Genomic DNA, 11,619 nt, shown 5'->3' on the forward strand with positions numbered 1-11,619 from the left:
TTATTATTAAGCTCGTAAATTAGGAAAAAAAATAGATTTATCTCTTCCCTGGCCCTCTCTGAGAGGATTTCTTTTTGAACATTGGTTTGGTTTTTGTTAACAATAAATGATAAACTAATGACCTCCTATTATGATCAAAGTAATGAAACTTCAGAAAGCCGTATATGCCATTATCCTTGGGGTAATCGCACTGGTGGTCTACATCATCATGGCGACCAGCGGGCAGCACTATAATATTTATGCGCTCGAATTGGCAGGCCTATGTTTTATGGTCGCAGCGATTCTTTTTCTCTATCCGCTATGGACAGCAAAAGAAAATGGGCGTGGTGAGGTAGAGCTGGATGTAGAGAAACAGGAAGAACAAGAAATAAAGCAGTAAAGAAAACAGCTGCTGCCAACTGTTTTCTTTAAGTTATTCATTTAAATTAGACGATTCCGCCCATATATGGATCGGTTGTGCTTTCTTCACCGGTTTCCACATGACCAGCATAGTGTTTCATAAAGCCATTGTGTCCAGCTACCTCAATTGAAAAATCATACCATGATTTGCTTTTTTGCAGGTCTACGATCACTTTAGCCTTTCCTTTTGGGGATAAAGTGATCTCCTGGGTTTTGTTCTTCTGGTAACTCAGGTCTTTAATCTTAACTTTTAGTGGAGTGGCACCTTCATTTTCCAATAGCAGCTGGATATTACCAGTGCTTTTTTTAGTTAGCATCCCAGCAACTTCATAGCCGCAGCTGGTTTTTAGAGCAGGATCCTGTGCATTGCCTTTAAACTGACGGAAAAATCCATTCGGACCATTGATACACAAATGATAATTGTCTTTTTCGAAGTCGGATATTTTCAAATGATCGCTAATTTGATCTCCGGCAATTACCGCATAATTCCAGGTTTTACCCCGCTTTTGCTGGTAATTTGCCCGACTATACATCAGAAATGGTGCACCTACGGGAACTAACTTTTGTCCGAAATTACCTTTTCCTGATTCTAAATCTATTTGAATGGTTTTCTTTGCAGGATTCAGATGCACGTCTGCAAAAAGTTGATATGGTAAAGCACAAGCCGGTTTTGTACCTTTTTCTTGCTGCGGCATGGCCGATGGGGAAGCAGGGTCAAAAGCAGTGTGCGCATTGATATTTGAAATTTCTGCTGCTGTTAGGGCATCAGGCTTTGCCTGCGCCGGTTTATTTTTTGCATTCTGGATTCCAGTAATTACTGTTTCTTTTTTCAGTGCAGTAACTGGCTTTGAGGAATCTGCTTTTGCAGGTCGGAATACAGAAGTTAAATCTCCGCAAATTGCCCTTCTCCAGCTGCTGATGTTTTTACTTTTGATGTTTTTCCCAGTTTTCTGACCCAGGAAGTTTTCTAAAAACATCAGACAGGAGGTATGGTCAAATACCTGTGAATTCACGTATCCGCCTTTGCTCCATGGCGAAGCGATCAGCATCGGTACCCGATAACCTAATCCAATCGGACTGTCTTTTTTCAGCTCATAGTCCGGTGCAATGTCTATCTGCTCAGAAACTTTTCCAGAATTACTGTCTCCGGGTTTCGGAACTACATAAGGCGGGATGTGGTCAAAGTAACCATCATTCTCGTCATAAGTAAGAATGAAAATGGTTTTTTTCCAGACTTCAGGGTTTTTCGTCAGGATGTCTATCGCTTCAGACACATACCATGTGCCATATAATGGAGAACTGGTATGGTCAGAAAATCTTTGAGGAGCCACCAGCCAGGAAACAGTAGGTAATTTTCCGTTGTCTACATCAGAGCGGAACTGGTGGAAAATATCGTTTTTTGGGATGTTTATCGTTTGTGATTTTCCTTCATCATCCGTAAATGAAAAAGGAGCAAGTTCCAGGTAATTTTCGGGGGCATTGATGTTACTGGCAAAAGCTTTGTCGATCAGGTTTTTCTCGCGATCGCTCAGTTGATTGTATTTTTCAGTTACTTCTGCAGGTGTTAATGGCGGTTTGGCTGTTTTATCACCGTTCTTTCTGAAGTAAGCAGCAAGTTTCACGTGGTATCGTTTCACATATTCTATGGCATTATCACCATAATTACCTAGCCAATCGTCTACAGTATCACCCGGTAAATCGGCCGTCCAGATTTCATTCTGGTAGATTTTCCAGCTTACATCGTGGTCTTCCAGCAATTCCGGGAAAGTATCCCAGTCTACAAAAGCATTTTCACGGGATTCTGCCTGCGAATTATTCACCGCAGCAATGGAGGTTCCATTTTGCTCCGGACGGATGGTGCCTGTCCAGAAAAACAACCTATTTGGGGTAGTCCCTGTTAAAGAAGAGCAGAAATTATGGTCGCAAATTGTGAAGGCATCAGCCATTGCATAGTAGAAAGGAATATCGTTACGGTCATAATAACCGAGCGCAAGGTGTGACTTTACAGGAACCCATTTGTCGTATTTTCCTTCATTTCGGGCTGCAAGCTGGTCTGACCAGGAATGTGGCAATCCACCTTGCCAGGTGATTTTAGTCTTATTGATGTCTACATGAAAGGGGGCATAAGTTTTTCCGGCAGCATCCTGTTGCAGCCATACTTTGTCTTTATTCGGTAGACTAAAAGTTCTTGGGTCGTTGAAACCCCGAACTCCTTTTAATTTACCAAACAGGTGATCGAAAGAGCGGTTTTCCTGCATGAGGAATACCACATGCTCGGCATCACGAAATGTGGTTCCAGGTTCTGCACTGATGGCCATTGCCTTTTGAATAGACATGGGGAGTACGTTTGGAAGTCCGGCAGCTCCAGACAATAGGGCTGCTTTCTTTAAAAATGATCTTCTTGAATTCATGGTGGTTCTAGGTGTGTGTCAATTCAAATGTAATAACTATGACAATAAAAAAAAGGAGGAGGGTAGCTAAAAAATCTGGATCACCTTTATGTAACAATTATTATAGAAAATCATGCCTTTTCCGACAGTGATTTCTCTGGATTTATATGTATTTTACGTGTTCAAACACACTAAAAGTAATTCAATATGATAAAGTATTTTGGCAGCGCCCTGGTTCTTGGTGGCGTGTTGACAACTTTGCTGAGTTTTGATGAAAAGCCTCAGACAACACCATTAAAAAAACACAGCATTGCTGATCCTCGTTTCCAGGAAGAAAAAGCAGCCTTAAACTATCGTAATTTTTGCGGTGGCTGCCATGGCGAAAAAATGGATGCTTTTGTGGATCGCCAATGGAAACATGGCAATAAAAAAGAAGACCTGGTAAAGGCCATTAAACATGGTTATGCCAATGAAGGAATGCCTTCTTTTGATTCCGCATTTACCGACGTAGAGATTAAAGACCTGGCTGATTATATCTTAAAAGGGATCAAAAACGTAGACCGTTATACGGATTCAGATAAACCAAAGAGTAATATCTTCAAAACAGAAGCGATGACCATTCGTCTGGATACGGTAGCAAAAGGAATGGATATTCCATGGGGAATGGCCTTCTTACCTAATCAGGATTTATTGGTGACAGACCGCAATGGTAAATTCTACCGTGTTGGTAAAGACAAATCTTTACAGAATATCCAGGGAGTACCTGCCTTATTAAATAAAGGACAAGGTGGATTGATGGATGTGGTACTGGATCCGAATTTCGCACAGAATAAAACTATTTACCTTTCTTATTCTAAACCTAAAACTGAAGACGGTGTGGTATTGGCCACTACCGCCGTGTTAAAAGCGAAACTGGAAGGCAATCAGCTGACCGGGCAAAAAGATATTTTTGTGGCCAAACCATGGTCTCGCACTCAGCACCATTATGGTTCCAGACTTGCTTTTGGTAAAGACGGGTATCTATATATCTCCGTTGGAGAGCGTGGAAATGAAAAAGAAAATCCTCAGGAAATTAAAGGAAATGACCTGGGCAAAATTCATAGGATTAAAACAGATGGCAGTATTCCATCCGACAATCCTTTCGTGAAAACTGCTGGAGCCGCAACTTCAATTTATACTTATGGAAATAGAAATCCACAAGGGATGACCATCCATCCGCAAACCGGAGCTATCTGGGAAAATGAACATGGACCAAGAGGTGGTGACGAAATTAATATTGTACAGCCGGGTAAAAACTATGGCTGGCCGGTAGCGACTTATGGCATCAATTACAATGGAAAAGTGATCAGTGATGTTTCCGAAAAAGAGGGGATTACGCCGCCGATACATTATTGGATTCCTTCGATAGGACCAAGTGGTATGGCTTTCGTAACTGGAAACCGTTATAAAGGCTGGGAAGGTAATTTGCTAACCGGATCTTTACGTTTTCAGTACTTGAATAGAAGTGTGCTAAAAGATAATAAGGTGACTAAAGAAGAGATTCTTTTCAAAAATATCGGCAGACTAAGAGATGTGAGGATGGCACCAGACGGATATATCTACATTGCAGTAGAATCCCCAGGGATCATTTACAAACTGGTACCGGTTAACTAACGGTAAAAGTTTTACTCAGCCATAAGGATAAAGGGAGTAATAGCACGATCAGTAATGCGATATACCAGATGCCAAAAGCGCTGGCCCATGCCGCATTCAGCAGGATCAGTGCAATTACTCCCGCCTTTACTGATTTATCTATGTTTTCCCCTACTGGATTGTCGACCGCTTTAAATAATGGCGTGAAAATCATCAGGTAAAAAGGAATTACAAAGAGAATAGTCATTAGGAAAAAGCCCTTGCTATTGGCAATAAATAAGATACAGGCAATTACAAAAGCATATAAGAAGGCTGCAAGGTATAAGCTGGATTTACTTTTATCATTTCCTTTTCTGCTATTGATAATGGTAAGAGAAGCAATGTAAACAATAGGAATAACGGCAATCACCAGCCACCAGATCTCCGGAGTTCGGGAAAAAATACTGACCCCTAAAAGTAGGTTTAATCCTCTGCATAACCCCATATTAATGGGCCCCATTACAGTCAGGTGCTTGGACCATTTATCATAGGTTAAAGCCGCAATCAAAATGAGCAGCGCCAATACGAGTGAGGTCAGGTTTACTGAGGCCGCCGCAATGATGCCGATGGTAAAACAAATTCCTCCAAAAACAGCTGCGTCTTTTTGACTGATTGCCCCACTTGGAATTGGACGACCTGGACGTTCCTTTCTATCCTTCTCTACATCAAAAACGTCATTGAAGATCACGCCGCCGCTATAAAGCCCAAGCGTAGCTATACAAAGCAGTAAAATAGGAACGAGATGCTCGATGTCGAAGTCTGTAGTTAAAAAATATCCTGAAATAGCCACACCGGCAAGCACATCTGCAACAGACGTGACCAGGTTGGCCGGACGCATGATGGTGATATAGGCAGTTTGGTGCTTCACAGAATGATCAGTTAAGTTATATCTTAGCGCTGAAAAACACAGCTTTCTTCAGGTATAACAAAGTAATTTAAGTTTAGGTTAGTTTATCACTACAAATAAACATATAAAAAAACCTATTTAACCTTAATTTATTCTTTTGGTAACGGTTTTTCTACTGAAAAGGGGAGTTGAACGCTATTTTTATAATAAATCGCGTTCAACTTCATGTGAAAAAGGAGATTTCCTGGAAATGGGTAAGCAATTGGGGAGATAATTGCAGTAAATATTAACGGCTCAATAATGCAGTGGCACACCATAAAATGGGTGCTTGTCCATGTAAATCTCCAGTATTCCGTTTCCGATCCAGGTAATATTGGCGGTCGTCCTTTTTATTTGTTCCTTCACATACGTCCGAAATATCAGCATCAGCATTCAGGTAACTGATCAATCCCAGCCAGCCATTTCTTGCTGCTTTTCCATAAATATCTTTGTCCAGCCAGCCGTTTTTTACACCAGTAATCATGGCGAAAGTAAACATGCCCGTTGATGAAGTTTCCGGCCATGCTTCCGGATCGTCGATCAGCTGATTCCACATGCCATTTTTACCTTGATATTTAAGCAGCGAAGCCATCATATCCAGGTATCCTTTTAGGATTCTAGGTCTGTAGGAATGTTGTTTTGGCATAGAACTAAGCAATTCGGCCATACCTGCCGCCATCCAGCCATCACCTCTGCCCCAATAATAAGGCACATCTGGCGCATGGTAAAATAAGCCGTTTGGTTTTTGAAGTTCATCCAGATAAAACACCATTTCTTTGGCCGCACGGTCGATATATTGCTGATTACCTGTAACGCGAAAAGCTTGTGCCTGCAAAGCAGTGATCATATACATATCGTCAATCCATAGCCGTGTTTGCCAGGTATAACCTTTATTATAGAATTCATGAGACTCTGGTTTTACCCTCGGGCCTTCCGGTGGACCCCATTGTTTGTCGGCAATAGCAAGTCCCATATCCAGGTATTTTTTATCTTTTGTCTGTTTGTATAGCTCTAAAGGTACGGCACCAAATACACTGTAATCCACATGGTCTGGTGTAGGAATCATTTTCTGTTCTACTCCAAAAAATGGCTCAAAACGATCTGCCAATTGCTTAAGCAAAGGTTTATTGGCACTGGATTTTGCAAAAGTAAGGGCGCCATACCAGGCCACAGATTCCGGATAAGTGATCACTCTTGGTGGTCCAGGTTTGTTAAAGTTGGTGTGAGGAGTCTGGACAAATCGGGCGGCAACCCGGCTGCCGATTTCCTGTGGAGAACTACCCTTTGGCCAGTTCTTTAAATCCGAGGGGTTGGATTGTGCATATAAAGTGGTAGTCGCAGAAAAGAATAACGAAAAGATAAGTCTGCCGATGCGGGGCATGAGGTTTCTGTTGTTCATGGTTTGCATGATTTAAGGTATGGTTGATTTATGGTGGCTGTTTTATTTGGTATCTTAATTGTTTTTCCTGCCTGCTTTATCTGTTTTGCATATTTAAAGTTAACTTTTATTTGATTTTTGGAAAGTGTAGACTTTGCTTGTGCCTTTTTATTTAACTATTTATGAGGATAATTGACTGTTTTTGATGATATTGTTTACTAATTAGCTAACTTGGAATAGTAATTTTAATCCTCTAATTATTTAATTGCAACCTTTCTAAACATCAAAACAGGTAAACATGAAAAAGTATTTCTTCTTAATCTCCATAGTCTTCTTGTCCATCTCCTTAAAGGCACAGCGTCAGTTGATTAAGCTCTGGGAAACTGATAGTGTAGTGAATATGCCAGAATCGGTTTTACACGATCCTAAAGCGAAACTCTTATATGTGTCTATTATGGGAAATAGTCCGGATGATAAGGATGGAATTGGAGGGATCGGAAAGCTCGGTCTGGATGGAAAAGTGATCAACCTGGAATGGATTACCGGCTTAAATTCTCCAAAGGGACTTGCCAAATTTGGAAACCTATTGTATGCTGCGGATTTAACGGAAGTCGTGGTAATGGACATCGCTAAAGGAAAAGTGATCCGTAAAATCCCGATTGAAAACACCAAATTCTTAAACGACGTTACTGTGGATGATAAAGGAGTCGTATATGTCTCTGACTCTAGGACAAAAGAGATTTTTAAAATCGAAAATAATGTTCCTTCGCTCTATCTGAGCAATTTGAGTGGCGTAAATGGATTAAAAGCCCTCAAAAAAGATTTATATATTCTTGCTGGTAAGAAATTTTTGAAAGCGGACGAAAATAAAAAGATTACTGAAATCGCGGAGCTGCCTGCTGGCGGTGACGGATTAGAGCCTATTGGTAATGGCGATTTTATCTGCTCCAGTTGGGGTGGTTATGTCTATTATGTAACCGCTGATGGTCAAACAGAAGTATTACTGGATACGCATTTGGAGAAAAAAAACACCGCAGATATTGGCTATGATCCGGTAAAAAAGATCGTTTATATTCCGACTTTTTACAAGAAAACAGTGATGGCTTATCAACTGAAGTAGTCAGTTGTTATTTAGTGGCATCCAATAAGATTGCCAATTGCACACAAGGCTGATCCGATCGGTTGCTCCAGGCATGGTTTGTTCCTTTTTGGATCACAATATCACCGGTTTTTAATAGGGTTTCTTCTTCATCAAGGATGAGGTAAAGTTCTCCAGATAAAATGATGATGTAATCTAAAGTATCAGTTTTGTGCATCAGCGGATGTACTTCGTTTGCTATCTTTTCTGGTATGCCCAGGTCTTTGTCGGGAGGGATACTTATATACCTAAAATAGCTGCCTTGTTTCGGTGGGTCTGGAACCAGGGTATTGTCAACGATGAGTTCCTGTGTTAAATCCACGGGCATGGAATTGGTTGCCCATATATCGGAAATTAGTAATCCAGGAAGGTGTTCGGAAACATTGGTCACCTTTTTATCTTCTACAATCAGGGAGCGGCCGTTTTTAATGCCGGTTACGATTCTTCTTGGGATCGCGCTTATTTTCATGTAGGCAAAGTTGAATATATTTCCGGTTTCCGCTGGGTATGGTAATGGGAAAAATCAGTATTAATATGGGATCTTTCGCTCTTGCCGGAATTGTCACTTATCTTGCGTTATGGAAATTAATCACGAAAACTTCTCTGTTAGCATTGTATCCTATGAAAACTGGAATAAACGAGGGAAATCAAGTAATTTCTTTGAGCTGGTATATATCCTGGAAGGAGAAGGGGAGCAGTATGTAAATGGGAGTACGCATCCTTATGTTGCAGGTGACATTTTTCTATTGCCCTCAGTGAGCTGTAATGGCTATGTGATTGACAAGACTACCCGTTTCCTCTTTATTCGTTTTACCAGTAATTATTTTTCCGCGAACCCTTCCAGTTCTGTGAATTACAGCGATTGGTTTAACCGGTTAAATTTCATCATCGGAAATTATGACCAGGGAGAAGGCGATTTGATCCCTAATGCCTTAGATAAAGCACATGTCAAATCCTTGTTTAACCTAATTGTAGCGGAACATTACAGTGATAACAGCTGTTCTGTATTTCTTGTGCAGAATTTGCTGGTTTCCATATTGGTGATCATCTCCAGAAATATTGAAAAGCAGTTGTTTCATGGACAATCTTTTTCGGAGAAACGATTTGTGAACATGCTTCATTTTATTCATTACAACCTGCTGGATCAGGAAAAGGTAAGTGCTGAAGGTGTGGCTTCCCGTTTTCACATCTCAGAAAGCTATTTCAGTGAATATTTCAAAAGAAATGCAAAAGAAAACTTTCGGGATTACGTGCTGCGGTCGAAATTGAAAATCGCAGAAGCGCGTGCTACACTCACTACTAGCTCTTTTAAAGAAATTGCAAATGAGCTGGGTTTTACAGATAGCAGTCATTTGAATAAAATGATGAAAAAGTATTATCAGGTAGGAATGCGGGAAATCCGGAACAAAGCGAATCCACTGCAGTCAAAGTAGTAGTGATGCCCTAGAGGTTTATCGCGCATTTTGTTCCAGGAGCAGTATCCCGGATTTTATGCGGCGATCCTATTTTAAATTATTCAATGCCATTTAAATATTATTTATGAGCAGTCTTCTAAAAAACATTTATTCTCCAGCATTTTATCAGCAGCTTTCTGAAGTATTGATACAAACCCTTCCTTCTTTTGATCGAAAGAAATTCATCAATGATATTTATGATGAAGATTTTGAAAGCAAAGAATTGAAGGCAAGAATGAAACATACCGCAAAGGTATTGCATCAGTTCCTTCCTGCGGATTATGGGCAAAGGGTCAGCTTATTAACGGAAGTTGTTGCTGAGCTTCGCAAATCAGGGCGAGGGGAGGATAGTCTGGCTTACATGTTCTTGCCAGACTACATTGAAACCTACGGCATTGAGGATTTTGAAAATTCGATGATTGCAATTGAGTGTTTAACTCAATTTGTTAGTTGTGAATTCGCAGTCCGGCCCTTTATGCTGAAGTATGGCGCACGTATGCTGACACAAATGATGGAATGGTCTTTACACACGAATCATAAAGTGAGAAGGCTTTCTAGTGAAGGGACCAGGCCAAGATTGCCTTGGGCAATGGCATTGCCGGAATTAAAAAAGGATCCGAGGCCTGTATTGCCATTGCTGGAGAACTTAAAAAATGATCCTTCAGAATGGGTGAGAAGGAGTGTGGCGAACCACCTCAATGACATTGCCAAAGACAATCCAGATTTGGTGATTGAAATTGCAAAGCGATGGAAAGGACAATATAAAGAGACAGATGCGATCATTAAACATGGCTGTCGTACCTTATTAAAACAAGGTCATATGGAGATTTTAAAACATTATGGCCTGGATAGTGAAAATGTGAAGGTCAGCAATTTTCAAATTACCACACCGGTTACTCCAATTGGGGGGGAACTGCATTTCTCATTTGATCTTGTCAATGAGCTTTCGAAAACCCAGACCATCAGGTTGGAATATGGATTGTATTACAGGAGGCAAAACGACAGTTTGTCTAAGAAGGTGTTTAAAATCAGTGAAAAGAGCTATGCTGCGAATGAAAAAGTGAGTGTTTCCAGGAAACAGAGTTTTAAATTGATTACTACCAGGAAATTTTATCCGGGAACACAGCAGCTATCGATTATTGTGAACGGTGTGGAAAAGGTGCTAAAAGAGTTTGAATTAAGTGAATAAGAAGTTTTAAACATTGAAAATAGCTATTACTAACACCTTATGCACATACTTATACACGGGTTCTTCACAGTTTATCCATATGGTTTTACTGTAGTTTTTATAGATTAATTAGTTGTTTTTCAGTTGTTAAGGTGTTTTTGTTTTTTGAAAAAATGTGGATAACTATTGATTTGGTTAATTAACATTCTTCTGCCTGGCATTGTTAGTCTTTTTGATGTTATACAAGGAATGCCTGAGTTTTATTTATTTATAATTTTCATTATGATGGTGTGATATTTATGATGTTGAATTATTTAGCATTTTTCTATATTGTGAGTCAATATAATCTAGAAAAATGATAAATAAATTAATGACACCTAAGATCATTCATCATATTGTGGGGGGTAAAAGGACTGAGCTTATAGATGCGTGTTTACAGTCCTGGGCAAAATTAGAAGAATACGGTTTCGAAATTATGATATGGACGGATGCCAGCTTAGCAGTGTTTATCCGTAAAAACTACCGCTTTGCCTTAGCCGCTTTTCTGGCTGCGAGAAATCACGCTGAAGCGGCTGATATCGCCAGATATCTGGTTGTCCATAAGTATGGAGGTTATTATGTGGATTGGGATATTTTATTGTTTAATTATCCTGATTTTTTGGAGCTGTCGGAAACCAATGAAAATGGTTACCTCGTAGTAGATAAATCAAATGATACCATCGCTTCTGAGCATTTTTCGGCTCCTGCTCAGGAGAAATATTTGTGCTTTTTGGTGAAGGATATTGTGCACACCTTTAATCGGGGAGAAAGAGAGCTGATGTGGACTCCGCAATACTCTGGTCCCTACAGAATGAAAACTTCTTATGAAAGGTTTGCTGAATGTGAACAGGACTTGATTGATGTGAAGGATATTTTTGAATATGATTACACGGAAATAAGAACTGCTACCGTGTACGGTGAAAAGCAAATTATGGTTCATTTTTGGATGCATTCCTGGCTGGAGAAGTCTTAAAATAGAAGGTATAAAAAAACCTTCCAGAAAATCTGAAAGGTTTTGGTGGGAAATGAGGGGTTCGAACCCCCGACCCCCTCGGTGTAAACGAGGTGCTCTGAACCAGCTGAGCTAATTTCCCTT

General features: G+C 40.2%; 10 protein-coding genes and 1 tRNA gene. 6 read left to right on the forward strand and 5 right to left on the reverse strand.

From position 1 onward, the window contains the following. Positions 1-130: 130 nt before the first annotated feature. Positions 131-379 (forward strand): isoleucyl-tRNA synthetase, encoded by a 249-nt coding sequence (locus K7X70_RS12530; RefSeq protein WP_222537418.1) that lies wholly within the window; start codon positions 131-133, stop codon positions 377-379. 46 nt (positions 380-425) lie between these two features. Here K7X70_RS12530 and K7X70_RS12535 read toward each other — a convergent pair whose 3' ends face one another. Beyond that, entirely contained in the window at positions 426-2,810 is a 2,385-nt protein-coding gene (locus K7X70_RS12535) for a phosphocholine-specific phospholipase C (protein ID WP_222537419.1), read from the reverse strand. Positions 2,811-2,996: 186 nt separating this feature from the next. Here K7X70_RS12535 and K7X70_RS12540 point away from each other — a divergent pair, with 186 nt between their 5' ends. Next, entirely contained in the window at positions 2,997-4,442 is a 1,446-nt protein-coding gene (locus K7X70_RS12540) for a PQQ-dependent sugar dehydrogenase (protein WP_222537420.1), read from the forward strand. On the opposite strand, the gene eboC is transcribed toward K7X70_RS12540, so the two are convergent. Both eboC and K7X70_RS12550 read right to left on the reverse strand, forming a co-directional pair. After that, positions 4,435-5,328: a UbiA-like protein EboC gene (gene eboC / locus K7X70_RS12545; RefSeq protein WP_368388792.1), complete on the reverse strand. Its 894-nt coding sequence runs from the start codon at positions 5,326-5,328 to the stop codon at positions 4,435-4,437. The two genes, K7X70_RS12540 and eboC, sit on opposite strands and share 8 nt — an antisense overlap. 265 nt (positions 5,329-5,593) lie before the next feature. Beyond that, the gene (locus K7X70_RS12550; protein ID WP_255607130.1) at positions 5,594-6,745 is read right to left on the reverse strand and encodes a glycoside hydrolase family 88/105 protein; all 1,152 of its coding nucleotides are present in this window, start codon (positions 6,743-6,745) and stop codon (positions 5,594-5,596) included. Positions 6,746-7,022: 277 nt separating this feature from the next. Here K7X70_RS12550 and K7X70_RS12555 point away from each other — a divergent pair, with 277 nt between their 5' ends. Continuing rightward, positions 7,023-7,844 (forward strand): SMP-30/gluconolactonase/LRE family protein, encoded by an 822-nt coding sequence (locus K7X70_RS12555; RefSeq protein ID WP_222537421.1) that lies wholly within the window; start codon positions 7,023-7,025, stop codon positions 7,842-7,844. A 7-nt stretch (positions 7,845-7,851) separates the two neighbouring features. Here K7X70_RS12555 and K7X70_RS12560 read toward each other — a convergent pair whose 3' ends face one another. Beyond that, on the reverse strand, positions 7,852-8,331 hold the full coding sequence (locus tag K7X70_RS12560) for a cupin domain-containing protein (protein WP_255607131.1): 480 nt from the start codon (positions 8,329-8,331) through the stop codon (positions 7,852-7,854). 109 nt (positions 8,332-8,440) lie between these two features. Between K7X70_RS12560 and K7X70_RS12565 the strand changes: the two genes are divergently transcribed. From K7X70_RS12565 to K7X70_RS12575, 3 genes are all read left to right on the forward strand, one after another. Next, positions 8,441-9,295 (forward strand): AraC family transcriptional regulator, encoded by an 855-nt coding sequence (locus tag K7X70_RS12565; protein ID WP_222537422.1) that lies wholly within the window; start codon positions 8,441-8,443, stop codon positions 9,293-9,295. Positions 9,296-9,401: 106 nt separating this feature from the next. Further along, the gene (locus tag K7X70_RS12570; RefSeq protein ID WP_222537423.1) at positions 9,402-10,505 is read left to right on the forward strand and encodes a DNA alkylation repair protein; all 1,104 of its coding nucleotides are present in this window, start codon (positions 9,402-9,404) and stop codon (positions 10,503-10,505) included. Between the two features lie 334 nt (positions 10,506-10,839). Then, complete coding sequence (locus K7X70_RS12575; protein WP_222537424.1) at positions 10,840-11,496, forward strand: glycosyltransferase; 657 nt, start codon at positions 10,840-10,842, stop codon at positions 11,494-11,496. A gap of 43 nt (positions 11,497-11,539) precedes the next feature. On the opposite strand, the gene K7X70_RS12580 is transcribed toward K7X70_RS12575, so the two are convergent. Then, positions 11,540-11,617 (reverse strand) — tRNA-Val (locus tag K7X70_RS12580). Positions 11,618-11,619: the final 2 nt, after the last annotated feature.

It is taken from the genome of Pedobacter polysacchareus (assembly GCF_019802255.1).
GTDB lineage: Bacteria > Bacteroidota > Bacteroidia > Sphingobacteriales > Sphingobacteriaceae > Pedobacter > Pedobacter polysacchareus.